We start from the raw sequence: 23,689 nt of genomic DNA, 5'->3' as shown, positions 1-23,689 counted from the left end.
GTCCGGCCTGTCCGGGCGTCGTACCAATCCAAGGAATATTCATGAGCAAGAAAGTCGCCTACGTCACCGGTGGGATGGGGGGAATCGGAACCGCCATCTGCCAGCGCCTCCACAAGGACGGGTTCACGGTCATCGCGGGTTGCGGTCCGACGCGCGACTACGGCAAATGGCTGGCCGAGCAGAAGGCGCAGGGCTTCGACTTCCACGCCTCGGTCGGCAATGTCGGCGACTGGAATTCCACCGTCGACGCCTTCAGCAAGGCCAAGGCCGAACACGGCAGCATCGACGTGCTGGTCAACAACGCCGGCATCACCCGCGACCGCATGTTCCTCAAGATGACGCCGGAGGACTGGAGCGCCGTCATCGAGACCAACCTCAACAGCATGTTCAATGTCACCAAGCAGGTGGTGGCCGACATGGTGGAAAAGGGCTGGGGCCGCATCATCAACATCAGCTCGGTCAACGGCGCCAAGGGCCAGGCCGGCCAGACCAACTATTCCGCCGCCAAGGCCGGGATGCACGGCTTCACCATGGCGCTGGCGCAGGAAATGGCCAACAAGGGCGTGACGGTCAACACCGTGAGCCCGGGCTACATCGGCACCGACATGGTCAATGCGATCCGCCAGGAAGTGCTGGACAAGATCATCGCCACGATCCCGGTCAAGCGCCTGGGCAAGCCGAGCGAAATCGCCTCGATCATCTCGTGGCTGGCCACCGACGAAGGCGGCTACTCCACCGGCGCCGACTTCTCGGTCAACGGCGGCCTGCACATGCATTGAGCGCCCACGCGCCCGCACGAAGGAACCCGCTGCGGCGGGTTTTTTCTTGGGCGCGCCGGTGCTTTGGCACCTGGAGGCTAAAGTGCGCCAAGCTCCTTCAGCGACCTCCACGCAGCAACACCGCCGGATGCCCCACAGCGTTTCCCTGATCAACACCATCGCCGCCGGCCTCGGGCTCGCGCTCGTGCTCGGCTTCCTGGCGGCGCGGGTGCGGCTGCCGGCCCTGGTCGGCTACCTGCTCGCGGGCGTGATCATCGGGCCGTTCACGCCCGGCTTTGTGGCCGACGCCGAGATCGCCGCGCAGCTCGCCGAGATCGGCGTGATGCTGCTGATGTTCGGCGTCGGCCTGCATTTCTCGCTGGACGACCTGCTGGCGGTTCGCAAGATCGCGGTGCCCGGCGCGCTGGTGCAGATCGCCGTGGCGACGCTGATGGGCGGCTCGCTGGCGCTCTGGTGGGACTGGCCGCTGGGCGCGGCGCTGGTGTTCGGCCTGGCGCTCTCGGTGGCGAGCACGGTGGTGCTGCTGCGCGCGTTGGAAAGCCTTGGGCTGCTCGACTCCTACACCGGGCGCATCGCGGTCGGCTGGCTGGTCGTCGAGGACCTGGCCATGGTGCTGGTGCTGGTGCTGTTGCCGCCGCTGGCGACTACGCTGGGCGGTTCGGCCGACGGCGCCGATGCCGGCGCGATCTGGACCACGCTGGGCGTCACGCTGCTGCAGGTCGGCGGCTTCGTGGCGCTGATGCTGGTGGTCGGCCGCCGGGCCTTTCCGTGGATCCTCTGGCAGGTCGCGCGCACCAATTCGCGCGAGCTGTTCACGCTGTGCGTGGTGGCGGCGGCCGTGAGCATCGCCTTCGCTTCCGCGGCGCTCTTCGGCGTGTCCTTCGCGCTGGGGGCCTTCTTCGCCGGCATGGTGATGCGCGAATCCGAATTCAGCCAGCGCGCGGCCGAGGAATCGCTGCCGCTGCGCGACGCCTTCGCGGTGCTCTTCTTCGTTTCGGTCGGCATGCTGTTCGACCCGTCGGTGCTCATCGACCGGCCGCTGCAGGTGCTGGCGGTGGTGCTGGTCATCGTGGTGGGCAAGTCGATCGCCGCCTGCGTGCTGGTGCTGGCGTTCCGCTATCCGCTGAACACGGCGCTGACGGTGAGCGCCAGCCTGGCGCAGATCGGCGAGTTTTCCTTCATCCTGGTCGGCCTGGGCGTGTCGCTCAAGCTCATGCCGACCGAAGGGCAGAGCCTGATCCTGGCGGGTGCGCTGATCTCCATTGCGACCAATCCGCTGTGGTTCAGCCTGATCGCGCCTCTGCAGAAGTGGCTGCATGCCCATTCGTCCTTCGCGCGCGGCCTCGAGGCACGCGACGACCCGTTGGCGGAACTGCCGACGACGACCGAGGCGCGCTACCTGTCGCGCCAGGTGGTGCTGGTGGGCTATGGGCGCGTCGGCCGGCGCATCGCCGCGGCGCTGACGGCGCACCGCATTCCCTTCGTGGTGGCGGAACAGAACCGGGAACTGGTCGAGAAACTGCGGGCGGATGGCGTGGCTGCCGTGTGGGGCGATGCCTCGGAACCCTCCGTGCTGATCCAGGCGCACATCGCACGGGCCAGGGTGCTGGTGATTGCGGCACCCGATGCGATGAACGTGCGCCAGATGGTCGAGACGGCACGCACGCTCAACCCGGCCATCGAAACGGTCATTCGCAGCCACAACGAAGACGAGGCCCGGCTCCTGACGCAGGAGGCCGCCGTGACGGTCTTCCTCGGCGAGCACGAGCTGGCGCAGGCCATGGCGCGCGACGTGGTGCGCCGGGCGACGCCCGCCTGAGTCAGCGGCGGCTGCCGGTCAGAGGTCTTCGATCACCAGCATCCGGTAGCGTTGCGCGATGGAGTAGGGCACCGTGCGTACGACGTCCATCAGCCGTTTGGCAGCGTCCTCGTCCTTGGTCTTCACCAGCAGCGCCCCGTGGCCCTCGCGGGCGAGCTTGGTGTAGGCGCGCACGGTCGCACCCTCGGTGCCGGCGCTGGGCAGTGGGTTGTCGCCACCGCTGGTGGTCGGCGTGATCTGCGACAGCAGGATGTCGGGCGGAATCAGGTAGATCGCGTCGGCGCTGAATCCCTTGTCGGCCAACTGCTGGCCCACGCGCTTGGCATCGTCGGGATCGGGAAACATCACCATGGAATAGCCCGTGGGGTAGAAGGCGCCGCCGATGGCGGCCGTCATGCTGGAGTCGAGTGAAAAGTTTTTCATGGCGCGTTTCTCCATCGCGGTGGTTCATCGGGTGCTTGAAGCGCTGCGAGCGTAGGCCGACATCCGCACGCGGCGATGTAGGAGAAGCAAGCGAGCCAAGTGTGCAAAATGCCCGTTGTTGTCGGCAACGACGGGCATTTCAGCGCCATCGATTGACATTTGTAATAGACCGTGACTTTCTCCGCAGGCGTTTTCAGGTGCCGTGCCTACGATGCACGGGTGCCCTTGATTCATCACTTCCCCAGCCAATGTCCCCATTGCGAAACATCGCGTTGACGGTGCACGAGCTCGAGGAGGGCGAGTTCTATTGGGTCCTGATGGAGGCCACCGACTACGCCATGGAAGAGGCGCTGCCCTACCTCCCCGTCGAGTCCTCCGCCGACCCGTACGCCACGTACGCCAACGCCCTGGTGGCCGGGCTCGCCGCGATGCGGCGCATGTTCGGTAACGGCGGCCCGCGCGACTGACGGCCAGGCGTCGCAGGGGGGGCGGACCCCTGCAAAGCGCTGCTCATCGAAAAGGCGGGAAAATCGCGGGCTCCATGGAACCCACTGCCTACGCCGCCGACCGGCTGTCCGTCGCCCCGATGATGGACTGGACCGACCGCCACTGCCGATTCCTCCACCGCCTGCTGACGCACCGTGCCCTGCTCTACACCGAGATGGTCACGACCGGTGCGCTGGTGCACGGCGACGTGCCGCGCCACCTGCGCTTCAACGCGGAGGAGCATCCCGTGGCCCTGCAGCTCGGCGGCAGCGAGCCGGCCGACCTGGCGCACTGCGCCAAGCTCGGTGAGGACTGGGGCTACGACGAGATCAACCTGAACTGCGGCTGCCCGAGCGAGCGCGTGCAGCGCGGGGCCTTCGGCGCCTGCCTGATGGCCGAGCCGCAGCTGGTGGCCGATGGCGTGAAGGCGATGGTCGACGTGGTCGACGTGCCGGTCACGGTCAAGCACCGCATCGGCATCGACAAGACCGAGAGCTACGCGTTCGTGCGCGACTTCGTGGGCACGGTGAGCGAAGCGGGTTGCATCACCTTCATCGTCCATGCCCGCAATGCCTGGCTCCAGGGCCTGTCGCCCAAGCAGAACCGCGAGGTGCCGCCGCTGCGCTACGAGCTGGTCCATCGGCTCAAGCACGACTTCCCGGCGCTGCGTTTTTCCATCAACGGCGGCATCGCGCGGACCGAGCAGGTGCACCAGCAGTTGCGGCTGCTCGACGGCGTGATGGTCGGCCGCGAGGCGTACCACAACCCCTGGTGGCTGGCCGAATGGGATGCGGCCTTCTTCGGCGAGCCGGCGCGCGCGCTGTCGCGCGAGGACATCGAGCGGCAGATGTGCGACTACATGGTGCGCGAAGCTGCCGAGCACGGCACGCCCTGGTCGAACATCGCACGCCACATGCTGGGCCTGCGCAACGGCCTGCCCGGCGCACGCCGATGGCGCCAGGTGTGGAGCGACCACCGCCTCAAGGGCGAGGCACCCCATGCGGTGATGGCGCTGGCCCATGCGCAACCGGTGGAGCCGGCGCTGGCCGACTGACGGGTTCAAGTTTCGGCCGCCATGGTCGATAACCCTTGATCGGGACCTTGTCCGGATCGGTCCACCCCTCCAGGACCGGTCGGGCGCGCCCATTTCAAGGATCTCCCATGGCTTCCCTTCTCTCTCGTCTGCGCCTCGCACCCCGGCTGGCGCTGGCTTTCGGGCTGGTGATGCTGGTCACCTCGCTGGCCGCCGGCATCGGCATCTGGCGGCTCGACAAGCTGCAGGACATCGCCAATGACCTGGGCGGCGCGTCGGCCCAGCGTGCCTTGCTGGCCCGCGAGCTGCATGCCATCGTCGTGCTGAGTTCGGCGCGTGCCGAGGCCCTGATGCACACCGACGATGCCGGCTTCACCGCCCGTGTCAACGCCGACCGCAAGGCGACCTCGGCGCGTTCGGAGGTCGTTCGCAAGACCCTGGAAAGCCTGGCCGACAACGAGCGCACCAAGGAACTCTTCGCCGCGATCGACGAGGCCGGCGGCAAATTCCGCGTCGTGCGCGACGGGCTGGTCAAGCAGAAGGCGGCCGGTGAGACCGTCTCGAGCGACGAGATCGGCAAACGCCTGCGCCCGGCCGCCGAGGCCTACGCCAAGGCGGTCGACGACCTGGCGGCCTACCAGGCCGACCGGGTCGAGGTGGCGCGTGCCGCCGCCCAGCGCAGCGAGCGCGAAGGCATCACGATGCTGGCCGCGGGCATCGCGCTCGGCCTGCTGGTGAGCATCGCCTGCGGCTGGGCGCTGGCGCGCTCGATCGTCCATCCGCTGCAGGAGGCCTCGCGCATGGCCGAGCGTGTCGCGGCTGGCGACCTCAGCATCGCGCCGATCGCCGCCACCGGCCGTGACGAGGTCCAGCTGCTGGTGTCCGACATGGGCGCCATGCAGGGCAAGCTGGCCGAACTGGTCGCCAGCGTGCACGACGCGAGCGGTTCCATCACGACCGCCAGCACCGAGATCGCCATGGGCAACCGCGACCTCTCGACGCGCACCGAGCAGACCGCCTTCAACCTGCAGCAGACGGCGGCTAGCGTCGAGCAGCTGACCGCCACCGTACGCGAGAGCGCCGAGGCGGCGCGCCAGGCCAATGCGCTGGCGCTGTCGGCGTCGGGCGTGGCGACGCGTGGCGGTGACGTGGTGGCCGACGTGGTGACCACCATGGAAGCCATCGCAGGCGCCTCGCGCAAGATCGGCGACATCATCGGCGTGATCGACGGCATCGCCTTCCAGACCAACATCCTGGCGCTCAATGCCGCGGTGGAAGCCGCGCGTGCCGGTGAACAGGGCCGCGGCTTCGCGGTGGTGGCCGGCGAGGTGCGCAGCCTGGCGCAGCGCAGCGCGGTGGCGGCGCGCGAGGTGAAGGAACTGATCGGCGACAGCATGAGCAAGGTCGAGTCCGGTGCCCGGCTGGTCGACACCGCCGGTTCGACGATGAAAGAACTGCTCGGCTCGGTCGGCCGCGTGACCGACATCATCAGCCAGATCAGCACCGCCGCCGGCGAGCAGAGCGAAGGCGTGGGCCAGGTCAACGAGGCGATCACGCAGCTCGACCAGATGACGCAGCAGAACGCGGCCCTGGTGGAGCAGTCGACCGCCGCGACGGAAAGCCTGAAGGATCAGGTCCTGAAGCTGTCGGAGGCGGTCGGCACGTTCAAGCTGACCGCTTGACGCGGGTTCAGCGGCCCAGCACGCGCAGTCCGGCCAGCAGCAGGGTGGTCAGTGCCAGGAGCAGGGCGACACCCTGCCAGAAGCGCACCGGATGGCGCTCCACCAGGGGCGCGGCCCGCGAGCGATGGAACGACGGGCCGGGCGACTTCAGGTCGTGCGCGAACTCCGACACGGCTTCCTGCCGCTTGGCCGGATCGGGGTGCAGTGCCTTGCCGAGCACCGCGTCCAGCCAGCCGGGCAGCTCCGGCCGGATGGGGCGCAGCGGCACGTAGTGCAGGCCACGCACATCGCGCGGCGTGCGAACCCGCGCCGCCTGCAGGCCGTAGGGCAGTTGGCCGCTGAGCATCTGGTAGGCGATGGCGGCCAGCGAGAACAGGTCGGCGCGCGGGCTGCCGCCATGGCCCAGCAGGTACTCCGGCGCCATGTACTGCAAGGTGCCCGGTGCGGCGGCCGTGTGCGGGTCGTGCCGGCCTTCGGCCAGCCCCGCCACATGCACGGTGCCCAGGTCGATGAGCTTCACCGTGCCGTGCCGGTCGATCATCACGTTCTCGGGGCGCAGGTCCTGGTGCAGCATCTCGCGCCCGTGCAGCGCCTGCAGGCCCCGGGCCAGCTGCGACACGATGGCGCGCACGCTGTCGAGCGACGGCCGCGGGTGGTCCACCATCCATTGCGCGAGGGTCTGGCCGTCGATGTACTCCATCGCCACGAACAGATGGCTGCGCGGGCGGTCCCCGGTCCAGGCCTTGAGCACGTGCGGGCTGTCGATGCGGCGCGCGACCCATTCCTCCAGCACGAAGCGGTCGAGCGCCTCGGCGTCGTCCCGCAGGTCCGTCGACGGTGTCTTGAGCACGACCTGCTGCTGGGTGTCGCTGTCCAACGCGAGATACACGTGGCTGCGCGCGCTGATCTGCAGCTCGCGCACGATGGTGAAGCCCTCGAACACGGTGCGCGGCGCCAGCGGCGGCGGCAGGGCCAGGCCCTCGCGGGTGAGTTGCGGGTGAGGCGCATCGGCGTCGGGCAATTCGTCGATGCGAAGCAACTGCAGCGTGGCGTCGTCGAGGCTGCCGCGTTCCCGCGCCCGCGCCACCAGCCAGGCCGCCGCGGCGTCGAAGTCGTCGGCATGGCGGGTCAGCGCGTCATGCACCGCCGCGGCATCGAGGTGCGCGTAGGCACCGTCGGTCGCCAGCAGGTAGACCTCGCCGCGCTCGGCCTCCCAGGTGCGGTAGTCGATCTCGACATTCGGGCCGGTGCCCAGGGCGCGGCCCAGGTAGGACTCGGCCGAGGACAGGCGGACGCGGTGGTCTTCCGACAGCTGCTCCAGCGCGTGGGTATGCAGGCGGAACAGACGGGCATCGCCGACATGCAGCAGGTGCAGGTCGCGACCCTTGAGGACCAGCGCACTGAAGGTGCAGACATGGCCGCGGTCGCGGTCGAAGCGCGCGTCCCCGCGCATGTTCTGGGCGTGCAGCCAGGCGTTGGTGGCAGCCAGTACGCGCTGCGCGGCGCGCCGGACCGACCACGCATCGGAGGTCGCGTAGTAGTCCTCCAGGAAGGCGCGCACGGCGGTCTGGGCCGCCACCTGGCTCACCGGGCTGGAGCTGATGCCGTCGGCGAGTGCCAGCGCGATGCCCTTGCTCGCGAGGACATGCCCCGACGGCAGGCAGGCGCCGTGGAAATCCTGGTTGGCGTGCTGCGTACTGGCCAGCGAATGCTGGCCCAGCGTGACCCGCAGGCCCCGGCTCATGCGATCTTGCGCTTGGGCCCGGTCTTGTAGTGCGTGGCGTACAGCGTCGCGCCGACGAAGGTCAGGCCGCCCACGAGGTTGCCCAGCACGGTCGGGATCTCGTTCCAGATCAGGTAGTCCATCAGCGTGAACTTGCCGCCGAGCATCAACCCGGTGGGGAACAGGAACATGTTGACGATCGAATGCTCGAAGCCCATGTAGAAGAAGATCATGACCGGCATCCACATGCCGATGGCCTTGCCCGACACCGTGGTCGACATCATGGCCGCGACCACGCCGGTGGAGACCATCCAGTTGCACATCACGCCGCGGATGAACAGCGTCAGCATGCCGGCGGCGCCGTGCGCGGCATAGCCCACGGTGCGGCCTTCGCCGATGTGGCCAAGCTTCTCGCCGACGGCGTTGGGCGCTTCGCTGAAGCCGAAGGTGAAGATGATCGCCATGAAGACGGCCACCGTCAGCGCGCCGGCGAAGTTGCCGCAGAACACCAGGCTCCAGTTGCGCATCACGCCGCCCCAGGTGGCGCCTGGGCGCTTGTCGAACACGGCCAGCGGCGCGAGGGTGAACACGCCGGTCAGCAGGTCGAAGCCCATGAGGTACAGCATGATGAAGCCGACCGGGAACAGCATCGCGCCGACCAGCGCGTTGCCCGTGTTGACCGTCACGGTGACGGCGAAGGCGGCCGCCAGCGCGAGGATGGCGCCGGCCATGTAGGAGCGGATCAGCGTGTCGCGCGTCGACATCAGCAGCTTGGATTCGCCGGCGTCGACCATCTTGGTCACGAATTCGGCAGGTGCGAGATAGGCCATGTGAATACCTAAAGAGAGAAATAAGAAAGGGAAGGGCGTTCAGCCGTGGGCGACCAGCACGCGGCCGCCGTCCACACGCACGGCGTGGGGGCGCACCGAGTTCTGTGGCGCCTCGAGGCATTCGCCGGTGCGCAGGTCGAAGTGGTTCTTGTAGAGCGGCGAGGCGACCACGACACGGTCGCCCAGGCTGCCGACCAGCCCGCGCGAGAGCACGCTGGCGCCGGATTGCGGGTCGATGTTGTCGATGGCGTGGAACTGGTCGTCGCCGATGCGGAAGACCGCGACATGGCGCCCCTGCACCAGCGCGCAGACGCCGGTGTTCGGGAGGATGTCGTCGGCCGCGCAGACGGCGGTCCATTGCAGGGTATCGGTGGGCATGTGCATGGTTCTCGTGGGGTCAGGCTGGCGTGGCCTCGGGCGGCGCCGCAGCGGTTTCGTCAGGCCGGGCCGGACGGATCTGCCCGCGCTCCTGGATGAAGACGATGCGTTCGTCTGCCTTGTCGCTGTTGACGAAGGTGCGGAAACGCTGGCGCACCGTCGGGTCGGTCACGGCGGTCTTCCATTCGCACTGGTAGGTGTCGACCACGTGCTGCATCTGGGCTTCCAGCTCGGCGCCGAGGCCCAGGCTGTCGGCGATCAGCACGTCCTTGAGGTAGTCGAGGCCGCCTTCGAGGTTGTCGCGCCAGGTGCTGGTGCGCTGCAGGCGGTCGGCCGTGCGCACGTAGAACATCAGGAAGCGGTCGATCAGCGCGATGAGCGCGTCCTTGCTCAGGTCGCTGGCGATGAGTTCGGCGTGGCGCGGCTTCATGCCGCCGTTGCCGCAGACGTAGAGGTTCCAGCCCTTCTCGGTGGCGATGATGCCCACGTCCTTGCCCTGCGCTTCGGCGCATTCGCGGGTGCAGCCCGAGACGCCGAACTTGATCTTGTGCGGTGCGCGCAGGCCCTTGTAGCGGTTCTCCAGCTGCACGGCCAGGCCGACCGAGTCGTCCACGCCGTAGCGGCACCAGGTCGAGCCCACGCAGCTCTTCACGGTGCGCAGCGACTTGCCGTACGCATGGCCGCTCTCGAAGCCGGCCGCGATCAGCTCTTCCCAGATCAGCGGCAACTGGTCGACGCGCGCGCCGAACATGTCCACGCGCGCACCGCCCGTGACCTTGGTGTACAGGCCGTACTTCTTGGCCACCTGGCCCACGGCGATCAGGCCGTCGGGCGTGACCTCGCCGCCGGGCATGCGCGGCACGACGGAGTAGGTGCCGTCCTTCTGGATGTTGCCCAGAAAGTAGTCGTTGCTGTCCTGCAGGCTGGCCAGCTGGGGCTTGAGCACGAACTCGTTCCAGACCGAGGCCAGCACGCTCGCGGCCACCGGCTTGCAGATGTCGCAGCCCAGGCCCTTGCCGTGCTTGTGCAGCAGGTCGTCGAAGGTCTTGATCTGCCCGACGCGCACCAGGTGGTAGAGCTCCTGGCGCGAATAGGCGAAGTGCTCGCACAGGTGGTTGTTGACCGCCATGCCGCGCTTGGCCATCTCGAACTTCATGACCTGCGTGACCAGCGGCACGCAACCGCCGCAGGTGGCGCCGGCCTTGGTGCAGGCCTTGATCTCGGCGACGGTGCAGGCGCCGTCGCCGACGGCCGCGCCGATCTGCGCCTTGCTCACGTTGTTGCATGAGCAGATCTGCGCGGTCTCGGGCAGCGCCTCCACGCCCAGGCCCGGCTTGGCCTTGCCGTCGCTCGACGGCAGGATCAGGAACTCCGGTTCCGCCGGCAGCGCGATGCCGTTGAGCGCCATCTGCAGCAGCGTGCCGTACTCGTCGGCGTTGCCCACCAGCACGGCACCGAGCAAGGTCTTGCCGTCCTCGCTGACCACGATCTTCTTGTAGACCTGCTTGCGCTCGTCGATGTACTGGTAGTTGCGGCTGTGGGGCGTCTTGCCGTGCGCGTCACCGATGCTCGCCACGTCGACGCCCATCAGCTTGAGCTTGGTGCTCATGTCGGCCCCGGCGAAGGCCGCCTCGGCATCGCCGGCCACGTGCCGGGCCGCCACGCGCGCCATCTCGTAGCCCGGTGCCACCAGGCCGAAGGTCTGGTCGTTCCACGACGCGCATTCGCCGATCGCGTAGACGTCGCGGTCGCTGGTGCGGCAGTGGCTGTCGATGGCGATGCCGCCGCGCGCGCCGACGACCAGCGCGCTCTGCCGCGCCAGTTCGTCGCGCGGGCGGATGCCGGCGGAGAACACGATCATGTCGGTCTCCAACCAGGTGCCGTCGGCGAACACCATGCGGTGGCGGGCCGTGGCGCCGTCGGTGATGTCCACCGTGTTGCGACCGGTGTGCACCCGCACGCCCAGCTCCTCGATCTTGGTGCGCAGCACGCGCCCGCCGCCGTCGTCGACCTGCACGGCCATCAGGCGCGGCGCGAACTCGACGACGTGGGTCTCCAGGCCCAGGTCGCGCAGCGCCTTGGCGCATTCGAGCCCGAGCAGGCCGCCGCCGATCACGACGCCGGTCTTGGAGTGGGCGCCGCTGGCCTTCATGCCCTCCAGGTCTTCGATGGTGCGGTAGACGAAGGTGTGCGGCCTGTCGCGGCCCGGCACCGGCGGCACGAAGGGGACCGACCCCGTGGCCAGCACCAGCTTGTCGTAGTGAAGCACCTCGCCGTCGACGGTCGTCACGGTGTTGTCGCGGCGCTCGATGGCGGCGGCCCGTGCCGCCAGACGCAGCGAGAAGCCGCTGCGCGCGAAGAAGTCCGGCGCGACCAGCGACAGGTCGTCGGCCGTCTTGCCGGCGAAGAATTCGGAGAGGTGCACCCGGTCGTAGGCGGCGCGAGGTTCCTCGCAGAGCACCGTGACCTCGGCATGCGAGAGGCCCTGCTGGTGAAGTTCTTCGAGGAACTTGTGGCCCACCATGCCATGACCGACGACGATGATTTTCATGTTGAATCCTGCACGTCCGGCCCCGTGGGTGCCGTGCAGTGGCGGCGTCACAGAGGGTGCGACACAGCCAGGGGCCCCCGCGAGATGCGGAACGAAATCGGGTTGGAACGACCGAGTGCCGGGCGGATGAACGCGTCGGGAGGCTCGGGTTCCGCCGTCGTTGGCGGAGGCGAAGACCATCGCAGCGGCACTGCGGCGGTGGTCACTGCAGTTCATGCACGATTCGTGCCTGGTGAATCGGGCCGATTGGCGGGGGAATCGGTGAAATGCGGGCATGCCGCGCACCATGTCGGCCCCAGGTCGGGCGCCCAGCCCCAATAATGGGGCAGAACGGCGCAGCGCTCAGGCCGCCGCTTCGAGTCCGTTGCGGAAGTGCTCGCGCATCCGGGCCATGGCGGCGGCAGGGTCCCGGGCCACGATCGCGGCCATCAGCGCGCGGTGCTCCCGCAGCGACTCGTCGATGCGCCCCGACTTGAGCAGCGAGTTGTGACGGTTGAGCTTCATCACCTTGCGCAGGTCGGCCACCATCTGGTCGCGCCAGCGGTTGTTGGCGATGGCGAGCAACTGCATGTGAAAGCGCTCGTTGAGGGCGAAGAAATGCTCGCGGTCGACCTGGCCCGGGATGGCAGCGGCTTCCAGTTCGGCATGCAGCACCTGCAGGGTGTGCAGCTGTGCCTCGGTCGCGCGCTCGGCCGCCACGCCGGCGGCGTCGGACTCCAGCAGCGAGAGCAGGTGGTACACGTCCGCCAGGTCCTGCTGCGACACCTCGGTCACATAGGCGCCGCGGCGCACCTTCATCGTCACCAGGCCTTCGGCGGCCAGCACCTTCAACGCCTCGCGCAGGGGGGTGCGGCTGATGCCGTATTCCTCCGCGATCTTCAGCTCGTCGATCCAGCTGCCCGGCTCGAGCTCGCGACTGAAGATGCGCTGGCGCAGCAGTTCGGCCACCTCTTCATAGAGGGCGCGGGGCGTGAGGGTGGCGGCGGACATGCCGCGAATGTACCGCAGAAATTTCGTTTGAATTAATAATTACGGATGGTTAGACTTGGCTAAACCAACACCGAGACGAGCGCGAACCACCGCGTCCGCCAAGCCATGAGCACTCCCGAACCCACCTTCAAGCCCGCCGATCTGGCGGCATGGACGAAGGCCGCGGCCAAGTCCGCACCCGGCGGCAACCTCGAGGCGCTGAACTGGCGCACGCCCGACGGCATCACGGTCAAGCCGCTCTACACCGCGGCCGACCTCGAAGGCCTGAAGTACACCGACACGCTGCCCGGCTTCGAGCCCTACCTGCGCGGCCCGCAGGCCACCATGTACGCGGTGCGGCCGTGGACCATCCGCCAGTACGCCGGCTTCTCGACCGCCGAGGAGTCCAACGCCTTCTATCGCAAGGCGCTGGCTGCGGGCGGGCAGGGCGTGAGCGTGGCCTTCGACCTGGCCACCCACCGCGGCTACGACAGCGACCATCCGCGCGTGACCGGCGACGTCGGCAAGGCCGGCGTGGCGATCGATTCGGTGGAGGACATGAAGATCCTGTTCGACCAGATCCCGCTCGACAAGGTCTCGGTGTCGATGACGATGAACGGCGCCGTGCTGCCGGTGTTGGCCGGCTACGTGGTGGCCGCCGAAGAGCAGGGCGTGGCGCAGGACCAGCTGAGCGGAACCATCCAGAACGACATCCTCAAGGAGTTCATGGTCCGCAACACCTACATCTTTCCGCCCGCGCCGAGCATGCGGATCATCGGCGACATCATCGAGTACACGGCAGAGAAGATGCCGAAGTTCAACTCGATCAGCATCAGCGGCTACCACATGCAGGAAGCCGGCGCCAACCAGGCGCTGGAGCTGGCCTTCACGCTGGCCGACGGCAAGGAATACGTGAAGACCGCGCTGGCCAAGGGCCTCGACGTGGACGTGTTCGCCGGGCGCCTCTCCTTCTTCTGGGCCATCGGCATGAACTTCTACCTGGAAGTCGCCAAGATGCGCGCCGCGCGCCTGCTGTGGTGCCGGATCATGAAGGAGTTCGAGCCGAAGAACCCCAAGAGCCTGATGCTGCGCACGCACTGCCAGACCTCGGGCTGGTCGCTGACCGAGCAGGACCCGTACAACAACGTGGTGCGCACCACCATCGAGGCGATGGCCGCGGTGTTTGGTGGCACGCAGTCGCTGCACACCAACGCGCTCGACGAGGCCATCGCGCTGCCGACCGAGTTCAGCGCGCGCATTGCGCGCAACACACAGCTCATCATTCAGGAAGAGACCCACATCACCAGCGTGATCGACCCCTGGGCAGGCAGCTACATGATGGAGAAGCTCACGCAGGACATGGCCGATGCGGCGTGGACGATCATCGAAGAGGTCGAGGCGATGGGCGGCATGACCAAGGCCGTCGACAGCGGCTGGGCCAAGCTCAAGATCGAGGCCGCGGCGGCCGACAAGCAGGCGCGCATCGACTCGGGCCGCGACGTGATCGTCGGCGTCAACAAGTACAAGCTCAAGACGGAGGACGCGATCGAGAGTCTGTCGATCGACAACGTGAAGGTGCGTGACGGACAGATTGCCAAGCTCAAGGCGATCCGCGCCAGCCGCGACAGTGCGAAGACGCAAGCCGCACTCGATGCACTGACCGCCGCCGCGGAGAGCGGCGAAGGCAACCTGCTGGCGCTGAGCATCGACGCGGTGCGTCTGCGCGCGACGGTCGGCGAAATCAGCGACGCCCTGGAGAAGGTGTACGGCCGCCACCGCGCCGACACGCAGAAGGTGACCGGCGTCTACGCCGCCGCCTACGACTCGGCCGAGGGTTGGGAGGCGCTGCAGCACGAGATCGCCGTATTCGCCGAAGAACAGGGCCGCCGTCCGCGCGTGATGATCTCCAAGCTGGGCCAGGACGGGCACGACCGCGGCGCCAAGGTCGTGGCCACGGCGTTCGCCGACCTAGGCTTCGACGTCGACATGGGGCCGCTGTTCCAGACGCCGGAGGAATGCGCCCGCCAGGCCATCGAGAACGACGTGCATGCGGTCGGCGTCTCGACGCTCGCCGCCGGCCACAAGACGCTGGTGCCCGCGATCATCGAAGAGCTCAAGAAGCAGGGCGCCGATGACATCATCGTGTTCGTCGGCGGCGTGATCCCACGCGGCGACTACGAGATGCTGTACGAGGCTGGCGTGAAGGGCATCTACGGCCCCGGCACGCCGATCCCGGCGAGCGCCAAGGACGTGCTCGAACAGATCCGCGCATCGGTCGCAGCCAAAGACGCAGCGTGAGCGATCTCCTGTCGCGGCTGTCGCTGCAGCCGGTGGATTCCGGCGATTTCGAGGACATGCTGGCGGTGCGCATCGACGCGATGCGCCCGAGCCTGGAGCGCGTCGGTCGTTTCGACCTGGTGCGTTCGCGCGAGCGCCTCAGTGCCGGCTTCGTGGTGCCCTTCATGCATCACATCGTCATCGATGGGGAACAGCGCGTCGGCTTCGTCACGCTCAAGCCCGAAGGCCCGGATGCCCTGCGTCTCGATCACCTGTACCTGCGCACCGGCTTCCAGGGCCGCGGCATCGGCGAGTGGGTCATGCGCTGGGCGAAGGCGCAAGCGCGCGAGCAGAAACGCGACATCACGCTCACCGCCCTCGTGCAGAGCGATGCCAACCGCTTCTACCTGCGGCACGGCTTCGTGCTCGAAGGCGAGGAGGGCGTGGACCTGCACTACCGCTGGCACGTCCCGACGGAGGCGACGTGCTGAATTCGGCGAACGCGATCGAAGCGGCGATCGTCGGCTCGAGCGGCATGGCCCAGCGCCGCGCGATCGCCAAGGCGATCACGCTGCTCGAATCGACGCGCACCGACCATCGCACGCAGGCCGATGCCTTGCTGACGGCGCTGCTGCCGCACACGGGCCGGTCCTTCCGCCTTGGAATTTCCGGCGTGCCCGGTGTCGGCAAGTCCACCTTCATCGAGGCGCTCGGCCTGTACCTGATCGCGCAGGGGCACCGCGTGGCGGTACTCACCATCGACCCGTCATCGACCGTCTCCGGCGGCTCCATCCTCGGCGACAAGACCCGCATGGAGCGGCTGTCGGTACACGAGAAGGCGTACATCCGCCCCAGCCCGTCGAGCGGCACGCTGGGCGGCGTGGCGGAGAAGACGCGCGAGGCGATGCTGGTGTGCGAGGCGGCCGGCTACGACGTCGTCATCGTCGAGACGGTGGGCGTCGGCCAGAGCGAAACCGCGGTGGCCGGCATGACCGACATGTTCGTGCTGATGCAGCTGCCGAATGCCGGCGACGACCTGCAGGCCATCAAGAAGGGCGTGATGGAAATCGCCGACCTGGTGGTCATCAACAAGGCCGACCTGGACCGCGATGCCGCCACGCGCGCGCAGGCGCAGATCACGTCGGCGCTGCGCCTCTTCGGCCACCACGGCAACCCGGCACATGCCGAGATGCTGAGGGCCGCGCATGCCGAACCCGGCTCGCCCGAGGCCGAAGTGCGCTTCTGGCAGCCGCAGGTGATGCAACTGAGTGCGCTGCTCGGCACGGGCGTCGATGCCTTCTGGGCCTCCGTCCTGCGCTTCAAGCAGCTGCAGGACGCCAACGGCAAGCGCGCCACCCGCCGCGAGAAGCAGGCGCTGTCGTGGATGTGGGAGCGCATCGACGCCGGCCTGAAGCAGGCCTTCCGCCAGCACCCGGCGGTGCGCGAGCTGCTGCCCGACACGATCGCGCAGGTGGCAGCGGGCCGCTTGCCTGCATCGACCGCCGCACGCCAACTACTCGCCGCGCAAGCATCGCAGGCTTCCTGATCACACTCTCTTCCGATTCATCTTCCAGACTGAATGCCATGAAAGAAATCCTCGAACAACTCGAACAACGACGCGCCCAGGCGCGCCTCGGCGGTGGACAGAAGCGCATCGACGCGCAGCACAAGAAGGGCAAGCTGACGGCGCGCGAGCGCATCGAGCTGCTGCTGGACGACGGCACCTTCGAGGAATGGGACATGTTCGTCGAGCACCGCTCGGTCGACTTCGGCATGGCCGACAACAAGATTCCGGGCGACGGCGTGGTCACCGGCTACGGGATGATCAACGGCCGCCTGGTCTTCATCTTCAGCCAGGACTTCACCGTGTTCGGCGGTGCGCTGAGCGAAGCGCATGCCGAGAAGATCTGCAAGGTGATGGACCAGGCCATGAAGGTCGGCGCGCCGGTCATCGGCCTCAACGACTCGGGCGGCGCCCGCATCCAGGAAGGCGTGGCCTCGCTTGGCGGCTATGCCGACGTGTTCCAGCGCAACGTGATGGCCTCGGGCGTCGTGCCGCAGATCAGCATGATCATGGGCCCGTGCGCTGGCGGCGCGGTGTATTCGCCGGCCATGACCGACTTCATCTTCATGGTGCGCGATTCGAGCTACATGTTCGTCACCGGCCCCGAGGTCGTGAAGACCGTGACGCACGAGGACGTGACGGCCGAGGAACTGGGCGGCGCGATCACGCACACGACCAAGAGCGGCGTGGCGGACATGGCCTTCGAGAACGACGTGGAGGCGCTGATGATGCTGCGCCGCCTCTACAACTACCTGCCGCTCAACAACCGCGAGAAGCCGCCCGTGCGCCCGAGCGGCGACCCGGCCGACCGCGCCGACCTGTCGCTCGACACGCTGGTGCCCGAGAACGCCAACAAGCCCTACGACATGAAGGAGCTGATCACCAAGGTGGTCGACGACGGCGACTTCTTCGAGCTGCAGCCCGACTATGCGAAGAACATCGTGATCGGCTTCGCGCGCATGGAGGGCCAGAGCGTGGGCATCGTGGCCAACCAGCCGCTGGTGCTGGCCGGTTGCCTGGACATCAAGAGCTCGATCAAGGCCGCGCGCTTCGTGCGTTTCTGCGACGCGTTCAACATCCCCGTCGTCACCTTCGTCGACGTGCCCGGCTTCATGCCCGGCACGTCTCAGGAATACGGCGGCATCATCAAGCACGGCGCCAAGCTGCTCTATGCCTACGCCGAGTGCACCGTGCCGAAGATCACCGTCATCACGCGCAAGGCCTACGGCGGTGCCTACGACGTGATGGCGTCCAAGCACCTGCGCGGCGACGTCAACCTGGCCTGGCCCCGCGCCGAGATCGCGGTGATGGGCGCCAAGGGCGCGGTCGAGATCATCTTTCGCGAAGACAAGAACGACCCCGAGAAGCTGGCGGCCCGCGAGGCCGAATACAAGGCCCGCTTCGCGAACCCGTACGTGGCCAGCACGCGCGGCTACATCGACGACGTGATCCTGCCGAGCGAGACGCGCAAGCGCATCTGCCGCTCGCTCGTCATGCTGCGCGAGAAGAAGCTCGAGAACCCGTGGCGCAAGCACGGGAACATTCCGCTGTGAAAATTCGCAAGTTAAACCAATTCTTTAGCTTTGGTTACTCGGTCGCTGTTTTGCATCGTGCGCGCCGAGGCGATTCCAAGGAATTTCTAATTGAGTCGGCTGAATCGTGTCGTGAAGGCTTAGTCGAAGAAGGGTTCAGGGTATCTCTTCGTGTGTTCGAGAAAACTGTAGGAGTTTCTATCGAATCAATTAAGAAGGGAAAGGAAAAAGAAATTACTGAGCATCAGGCGAGAGACTTAAGCGACAACGTAGAAAAAGTTGTGCTAACAATCAACGCCGAGTTGGAGGATATTCCCGCATTTAGCGTGGCCGAGAAGCGGTACGATTTCAGGAAGCTCTTTGAAGAAATTCCGAAACTTTTTAAGTCCAATGCCTTTAAGAAGCTCCCGGAGCTTGCGAGATTTGACTTCTCGGAGGCAGGAAAATGCATTCTTTTTGAGCGAAGTACTGCGTCTGCTTTTCATGCGCTTCGTGCAACTGAGGCAGTCCTTGGCGCCTTTCACGTCAAATTGATAGGTCCAGTTCCGGATAAGTCTACTTGGGGTAGTCTAGAAACGGCATTGAAGAATCACACCCCGGCTGTCGATCTCGCGATCACTGGTCAGATTGAACACATCCGGAAGAGATTTCGCAATAAGACTCAGCACCCTGATCTCCGTTTCGATATTGACGAAGCGCAAGATCTTTTGAACGTTTGTATTGATCTTTGTAACCGGCTCTCAGACGAACTATGACCATGTTCAAGAAAATCGTGATCGCTAACCGCGGCGAGATCGCCTGCCGCGTCATCAAGACCGCCAAGAAAATGGGCATCCTCACGGTCGCCGTCTACTCCGACGCCGACAAGGACGCGCGCCATGTCGAGCTGGCCGACGAGGCCGTGCACATCGGCGGCTCGGCCAGCCGCGACAGCTACCTGCAGGCCGACCGCATCATCGCCGCGTGCAAGAAAACCGGCGCCGAAGCGGTGCACCCGGGCTATGGCTTCCTGTCGGAGAACGAGGCCTTCGCGCGCAAGGTCGAGGAAGAGGGCATCGTCTTCATCGGCCCGAAGCACTACTCGATCGCGGCGATGGGCGACAAGATCGCGTCCAAGAAGCTCGCGAACGACGCCAAGGTCAACACCATCCCCGGCTGGAACGAGGCCATCGAATCGGCCGAGCGAGCGGTGCAGATCGCCAAGGACATCGGCTACCCGGTGATGATCAAAGCCTCGGCCGGCGGCGGCGGTAAGGGCCTGCGTGTGGCCTTCAACGACAAGGAGGCGCTCGAAGGGTTCACGGCCTGCCAGAACGAAGCGCGCAACTCCTTCGGAGACGACCGCATCTTCATCGAGAAGTTCGTCGAGCAGCCCCGCCACATCGAGATCCAGGTGCTGGGCGACTCGCAGGGCAACGTGATCTACCTGAACGAGCGCGAGTGCTCTATCCAGCGCCGGCACCAGAAGGTCATCGAGGAGGCGCCGTCCCCCTTCATCAGCGACGCGACGCGCAAGGCGATGGGCGAGCAGGCCGTGGCGCTGGCGAAGGCCGTGCAATACCAGTCGGCCGGCACCGTCGAGTTCGTCGTGGGCAAGGACCAGGACTTCTATTTCCTGGAGATGAACACGCGGCTGCAGGTGGAACACCCGGTCACCGAGTGCATCACCGGCCTCGATCTCGTCGAGCTGATGATCCGCGTGGCGGCCGGCGAGCCGTTGCCGCTCAAGCAGGCGGACGTGAAGCGCAACGGCTGGGCCATCGAGTGCCGCATCAATGCCGAAGACCCGTTCCGCAACTTCCTGCCGTCGACCGGCCGCCTGGTGAAGTTCCAGCCGCCCAAGGAGACGATGTTCTCGGCCGACACCGAGCACCTGTATGGCGTTCGCGTCGACACCGGCGTGTACGACGGCGGCGAGATCCCGATGTTCTACGACTCGATGATCGCCAAGCTGATCGTGCACGGCAAGGACCGCGCCCATGCGATCGCGCTGATGCGCGAGGCGCTCAACGGCTTCGTGATCCGCGGCATCAGCAGCAACATCCCGTTCCAGGCCGCGCTGCTCGCGCACCCGAAGTTCGTCAGCGGCGACTTCAACACGGGCTTCATCGCCGAGCACTACAGCCAGGGCTTCCACGCCGAAGACGTGCCGCACGACGACCCGCGCTTCCTGGTCGCGCTCGCGGCCTTCATGCACCGCCGCTACCGCGCACGTGCCTCGGGCATCAGCGGCCAGCTCGAAGGGCATGGCGTGAAGATCGCCGAGCAGTTCGTCGTGGTCACGCTCGATGCCAAGGGCGAGCATGTGCACACACCGGTGTCGGTGACGGATTTCAAGGGGGCCAACGGGTCGAGCGCGGTGCAGGTCGGCGACAGGATCTACCAGATCGGCAGCAGCGTCTCGCTCGGCGCGGTGCGGGTCGAGGGCGTGGTCAACGACAAGCCCTTCGTCGCGCAGGTCGAACGTGGCGCCGGCAAGAACCCGCTGGCGCTGCGCGTGTCGCACAACGGCACGCAGATCGAGGCGATGGTGCTGTCGCCGCTGGGCGCGCGCCTGCAGAAGCTGATGCCCTACAAGGCGCCGCCGGACCTGAGCAAGTTCCTCATGTCACCGATGCCGGGCCTGCTGGTCGAGGTGTCGGTGCAGCCGGGGCAGCAGGTGCAGGCCGGCGAGAAGCTCGCGGTGATCGAGGCGATGAAAATGGAGAACGTGCTGTTTGCCACGCAGGACGGCGTGGTCGGCACCATTTCGGCGACCAAGGGCGAGTCGCTCGCCGTCGATCAAATCATTCTGGAGTTCAACTGATGGGTGCCAACGACTTGCAGGCCGTGACGGTTCACCGGCCGACCAAGGTAGCCGCGCCGCAAGGCGACTGGACGGTCGAGGCGATCCAGGCGCTGCTCGACAAGCCGCTGATGGACCTGCTCTTCGAGGCGCAGACCGTGCATCGCCAGCACTGGCCCGAGGGCACGATCGAACTGGCCACGCTGCTGTCGGTCAAGACCGGTGGCTGCCCCGAGAACTGCGGCTACTGCCCGCAGGCGGCGGAGTTCGATACCGGTGTGAAGGCCGAGAAGCTGATGGCGGTCGACGAGGTGGTGCGCGCCGCGCAAGCCGCCAAGGACGCGGGCGCGACGCGCTTCTGCATGGGCGCGGCATGGCGCGCCCCCAAGGACCGCGACATCGAGAAAGTGGCCGAGCTGATCGGCGCCGTGAAGGGCCTGGGCCTGCAGACCTGCGCCACGCTGGGCATGCTCGAAGCGCACCAGGCCACGGCGCTCAAGGATGCCGGGCTCGACTACTACAACCACAACCTCGACACCGCGCCCGAGTACTACACCGACGTGGTGAGCACGCGCGCCTACCAGGACCGGCTCGACACCCTGCAACACGTGCGCAGCGCCGGCATCAGCGTGTGCTGCGGCGGCATCGTGGGCATGGGCGAAGCGCCGGTGCACCGTGCCGGGCTCATCGCGCAACTGGCCAACCTGCAGCCGTACCCCGAGTCGGTGCCGATCAACAGCCTGGTGCGGGTGCCCGGCACGCCGCTGGCCGACAGCGACCCCATCGATCCCTTCGACTTCGTGCGCGTGATCGCGGTGGCGCGCATCACGATGCCCAAGGCGCGGGTGCGGCTGTCGGCCGGCCGCCAGCAGATGGGCGACGCGGTGCAGGCCCTGTGCTTCATGGCCGGCGCCAACTCGATCTTCTACGGCGACAAGCTGCTGGTCACGGGCAATCCCGATGTGGAGGCCGACGTGCAACTGCTCGCCAAGCTGGGGCTCCATGGCCACCGCACCGCCAGCACCGAGCCCCACGACCTGCATGATCACGCGGCCACGGGAGCATGCGCGTGAACGCCGTCCCGCAACGCCCGTTCAAGGTCCTGGGCATCCAGCAGATCGCCATCGGCGGCCCGGACAAGCTGCGCCTGCAGAAGCTCTGGGTCGACATGTTGGGACTCGAGGTCACGGGCACCTTCAAGAGCGAGCGCGAGAACGTCGACGAGGACATCTGCGCGATGGGCGTCGGGCCGTTCAAGGTCGAGGTCGACCTGATGCAGCCGCTCGACCCGGACAAGAAGCCCGCGGTGCACACCACGCCACTCAATCACGTGGGCCTGTGGATCGACGACCTGCCGAAGGCGGTCGAATGGCTCACCGCGCAGGGGGTGCGCTTTGCGCCGGGCGGCATCCGACAGGGGGCGGCCGGCTTCGACATCTGCTTCCTGCACCCGAAAGCGAACGACGAATTTCCGATCGCGGGCGAGGGCGTGCTGATCGAGATGGTGCAGGCACCGGCCGAGGTCGTGAAGGCCTTCGCCGCGCTGGCGGCAGCGCCCGCCTGATCGGGAACGCTCGCGCGGCTTAGGCGCCGGGGCGGCGCCACAACGCGAGCGTGGCGGCCAGCGCCCACATGCCGAGCGCGCAGCCACGGTCGAGCATGCGCAGGCTGCGTCGCGAGAGCCACCGCACCGCCTGCGTGCCGGCTGCGGCATAGGCCAGCATCACCAGCGTGTCGAGCCCTACGAAGATCGCGCCGAGCACGACGTACTGCCCCCCTTGCGGCCGCGTCGTGTCGATGAACTGTGGCAGGAAGGCGGCGAAGAACAACAGCGTCTTCGGGTTCGACAGTGCCACGGCCAGGCTGCGCGCCAGGGCCAGGCGACCTGGCAATGTCGAGGCGGCCGGCGGGGCCAGCGCCTCGCGCAGGTCGGCCGGTTCGCTGCGCCACAGCTTGATGCCGAGCCAGACCAGGTAGATGACGCCGGCGGCACGCAGGGCGTTGAAGAGCCATTCGGACGCCGCCAGCAGCGACCCCAAACCGACAGCGACCGCGGCGATCATCAGGATGCTGCCCAGCGACGCCCCGGCGATGCCCCAGGCCGCGCGGCGCATGCCACCGGCAATGCCGTTCGACAGTGCCAGCAGCATGGTCGGCCCCGGTGTCACGGCCAGCAGGAGCGATGCCAGCACGTAGAGGAGCAGGGTTTGCATCGTCATGGCGGGTTGTCGGCGTTGGATCTTGTCAGCGCTTGGCGTTGCGGGCGCGGGCCAGCGCCGCGTCGACGATCGAGCGCTTGCGCGCGTCGGCGTCAGGTTCGATGGCTGCGGTCGCTGCCGCTTGTGCCGATTCGGACCGGCGTTGCCGGTGCACGGTGTAGCGCGCCAGGGCCGCATCGGCCTGCGCCTTCGACCAGGCCTGCCAGCCGCTGTGGCCGGGTGTTTCGTTCTCGAGCGAGATGCAGTCCACCGGGCAGACCGGGATGCACAGCTCGCAGCCGGTGCAATGCGCCTCGATGACGGTGTGCATGCGCTTGTGGATGCCGACGATGGCGTCGGTCGGGCAGGCATCGAGGCACAGCGTGCAGCCGATGCACCAAGCCTCGTCGATCACGGCCATGGCGCGCGGGCCTTCGTCGCCGCACCCGGCATCGAGCGGCAGCACCGGCATCCCGGTCAACGCGGCCAGGCGTGCCACACCTTCGGCACCGCCTGGCGGGCAGCGGTTGATCGCGGCCCCCTCGTGCGCGATGGCCTCGGCGTAGGCCTGGCAATCGGGATAGCCGCAGCGCGTGCACTGCGTCTGCGGCAGCGCGTCGTGCAGGCGCTGGGCGAGCACGACGGGCGGTGTCATGGCAG

21 protein-coding genes are annotated in these 23,689 nt (G+C 67.2%); 13 read left to right on the top strand and 8 right to left on the bottom strand.

Going from position 1 to position 23,689, the window contains the following annotated elements:
- The first annotated feature begins 41 nt into the window (after positions 1 to 41).
- Positions 42 to 779, top strand: coding sequence for an acetoacetyl-CoA reductase (gene phbB / locus QTH86_RS08815; RefSeq protein ID WP_286645053.1), 738 nt, complete (start codon positions 42 to 44; stop codon positions 777 to 779).
- Positions 780 to 906: 127 nt separating this feature from the next.
- On the top strand, positions 907 to 2,598 hold the full coding sequence (locus QTH86_RS08810; protein WP_286645054.1) for a cation:proton antiporter domain-containing protein: 1,692 nt from the start codon (positions 907 to 909) through the stop codon (positions 2,596 to 2,598).
- A gap of 18 nt (positions 2,599 to 2,616) precedes the next feature.
- On the opposite strand, the gene QTH86_RS08805 is transcribed toward QTH86_RS08810, so the two are convergent.
- On the bottom strand, positions 2,617 to 3,021 hold the full coding sequence (locus QTH86_RS08805) for a hypothetical protein (RefSeq protein ID WP_286645055.1): 405 nt from the start codon (positions 3,019 to 3,021) through the stop codon (positions 2,617 to 2,619).
- 248 nt (positions 3,022 to 3,269) lie between these two features.
- Here QTH86_RS08805 and QTH86_RS08800 point away from each other — a divergent pair, with 248 nt between their 5' ends.
- The 3 genes from QTH86_RS08800 to QTH86_RS08790 all read left to right on the top strand — a co-directional run bounded on the left by QTH86_RS08800 (position 3,270) and on the right by QTH86_RS08790 (position 6,222).
- Positions 3,270 to 3,488 carry a hypothetical protein gene (locus QTH86_RS08800; protein ID WP_286645056.1) on the top strand — a complete coding sequence of 73 codons (219 nt, stop codon included), beginning with the start codon at positions 3,270 to 3,272 and terminating at the stop codon, positions 3,486 to 3,488.
- 74 nt (positions 3,489 to 3,562) lie between these two features.
- Positions 3,563 to 4,561 carry a tRNA dihydrouridine(20/20a) synthase DusA gene (dusA, locus tag QTH86_RS08795; protein ID WP_286645057.1) on the top strand — a complete coding sequence of 333 codons (999 nt, stop codon included), beginning with the start codon at positions 3,563 to 3,565 and terminating at the stop codon, positions 4,559 to 4,561.
- A 107-nt stretch (positions 4,562 to 4,668) separates the two neighbouring features.
- Positions 4,669 to 6,222 (top strand): methyl-accepting chemotaxis protein, encoded by a 1,554-nt coding sequence (locus QTH86_RS08790; RefSeq protein WP_286645058.1) that lies wholly within the window; start codon positions 4,669 to 4,671, stop codon positions 6,220 to 6,222.
- A gap of 7 nt (positions 6,223 to 6,229) precedes the next feature.
- Here the strand turns inward: QTH86_RS08790 and QTH86_RS08785 are convergent, their stop codons facing one another.
- The 5 genes from QTH86_RS08785 to QTH86_RS08765 all read right to left on the bottom strand — a co-directional run bounded on the left by QTH86_RS08785 (position 6,230) and on the right by QTH86_RS08765 (position 12,694).
- Entirely contained in the window at positions 6,230 to 7,966 is a 1,737-nt protein-coding gene (locus QTH86_RS08785) for a bifunctional protein-serine/threonine kinase/phosphatase (protein WP_286645059.1), read from the bottom strand.
- Positions 7,963 to 8,775, bottom strand: coding sequence for a formate/nitrite transporter family protein (locus QTH86_RS08780; RefSeq protein ID WP_262074332.1), 813 nt, complete (start codon positions 8,773 to 8,775; stop codon positions 7,963 to 7,965). Before QTH86_RS08780 ends, QTH86_RS08785 begins: the two co-directional genes overlap by 4 nt.
- A 39-nt stretch (positions 8,776 to 8,814) precedes the next feature.
- On the bottom strand, positions 8,815 to 9,153 hold the full coding sequence (nirD, locus tag QTH86_RS08775; protein WP_286645060.1) for a nitrite reductase small subunit NirD: 339 nt from the start codon (positions 9,151 to 9,153) through the stop codon (positions 8,815 to 8,817).
- A 19-nt stretch (positions 9,154 to 9,172) separates the two neighbouring features.
- Entirely contained in the window at positions 9,173 to 11,704 is a 2,532-nt protein-coding gene (gene nirB, locus QTH86_RS08770) for a nitrite reductase large subunit NirB (protein WP_286645061.1), read from the bottom strand.
- Between the two features lie 342 nt (positions 11,705 to 12,046).
- Positions 12,047 to 12,694 (bottom strand): GntR family transcriptional regulator, encoded by a 648-nt coding sequence (locus QTH86_RS08765; RefSeq protein WP_286645062.1) that lies wholly within the window; start codon positions 12,692 to 12,694, stop codon positions 12,047 to 12,049.
- 105 nt (positions 12,695 to 12,799) lie between these two features.
- Here QTH86_RS08765 and scpA point away from each other — a divergent pair, with 105 nt between their 5' ends.
- The 8 genes from scpA to QTH86_RS08725 are packed head-to-tail and all read left to right on the top strand — an operon-like array spanning position 12,800 to position 22,395.
- A complete protein-coding gene (gene scpA / locus QTH86_RS08760) occupies positions 12,800 to 14,971 on the top strand; it encodes a methylmalonyl-CoA mutase (protein ID WP_286645063.1) in 2,172 nt (723 codons plus the stop codon).
- Positions 14,968 to 15,441 carry a GNAT family N-acetyltransferase gene (locus tag QTH86_RS08755; RefSeq protein WP_286645064.1) on the top strand — a complete coding sequence of 158 codons (474 nt, stop codon included), beginning with the start codon at positions 14,968 to 14,970 and terminating at the stop codon, positions 15,439 to 15,441. The genes scpA and QTH86_RS08755 overlap by 4 nt, the downstream gene beginning before the upstream one ends.
- Before the next feature lie 44 nt (positions 15,442 to 15,485).
- Entirely contained in the window at positions 15,486 to 16,496 is a 1,011-nt protein-coding gene (gene meaB, locus QTH86_RS08750) for a methylmalonyl Co-A mutase-associated GTPase MeaB (RefSeq protein ID WP_444813799.1), read from the top strand.
- Positions 16,497 to 16,534: 38 nt separating this feature from the next.
- The gene (locus QTH86_RS08745) at positions 16,535 to 18,067 is read left to right on the top strand and encodes an acyl-CoA carboxylase subunit beta (RefSeq protein WP_286645066.1); all 1,533 of its coding nucleotides are present in this window, start codon (positions 16,535 to 16,537) and stop codon (positions 18,065 to 18,067) included.
- Complete coding sequence (locus QTH86_RS08740; protein ID WP_286645067.1) at positions 18,064 to 18,801, top strand: hypothetical protein; 738 nt, start codon at positions 18,064 to 18,066, stop codon at positions 18,799 to 18,801. Before QTH86_RS08745 ends, QTH86_RS08740 begins: the two co-directional genes overlap by 4 nt.
- A 2-nt stretch (positions 18,802 to 18,803) precedes the next feature.
- On the top strand, positions 18,804 to 20,852 hold the full coding sequence (locus tag QTH86_RS08735) for an acetyl-CoA carboxylase biotin carboxylase subunit (protein WP_286645068.1): 2,049 nt from the start codon (positions 18,804 to 18,806) through the stop codon (positions 20,850 to 20,852).
- Complete coding sequence (gene bioB / locus QTH86_RS08730) at positions 20,852 to 21,904, top strand: biotin synthase BioB (protein ID WP_286645069.1); 1,053 nt, start codon at positions 20,852 to 20,854, stop codon at positions 21,902 to 21,904. Before QTH86_RS08735 ends, bioB begins: the two co-directional genes overlap by 1 nt.
- A complete protein-coding gene (locus QTH86_RS08725) occupies positions 21,901 to 22,395 on the top strand; it encodes a VOC family protein (protein WP_444813647.1) in 495 nt (164 codons plus the stop codon). Before bioB ends, QTH86_RS08725 begins: the two co-directional genes overlap by 4 nt.
- A 19-nt stretch (positions 22,396 to 22,414) precedes the next feature.
- Here QTH86_RS08725 and QTH86_RS08720 read toward each other — a convergent pair whose 3' ends face one another.
- The gene (locus QTH86_RS08720) at positions 22,415 to 23,050 is read right to left on the bottom strand and encodes a LysE family translocator (protein ID WP_286645071.1); all 636 of its coding nucleotides are present in this window, start codon (positions 23,048 to 23,050) and stop codon (positions 22,415 to 22,417) included.
- 25 nt (positions 23,051 to 23,075) lie between these two features.
- Positions 23,076 to 23,684 (bottom strand): RnfABCDGE type electron transport complex subunit B, encoded by a 609-nt coding sequence (locus tag QTH86_RS08715; protein ID WP_286645072.1) that lies wholly within the window; start codon positions 23,682 to 23,684, stop codon positions 23,076 to 23,078.
- Positions 23,685 to 23,689 lie beyond the last annotated feature (5 nt).

Source organism: Variovorax sp. J2L1-78, assembly GCF_030317205.1.
Classification (GTDB): domain Bacteria; phylum Pseudomonadota; class Gammaproteobacteria; order Burkholderiales; family Burkholderiaceae_C; genus Variovorax; species Variovorax arabinosiphilus.
This window is presented reverse-complemented; position numbering and strand designations above follow the sequence as displayed.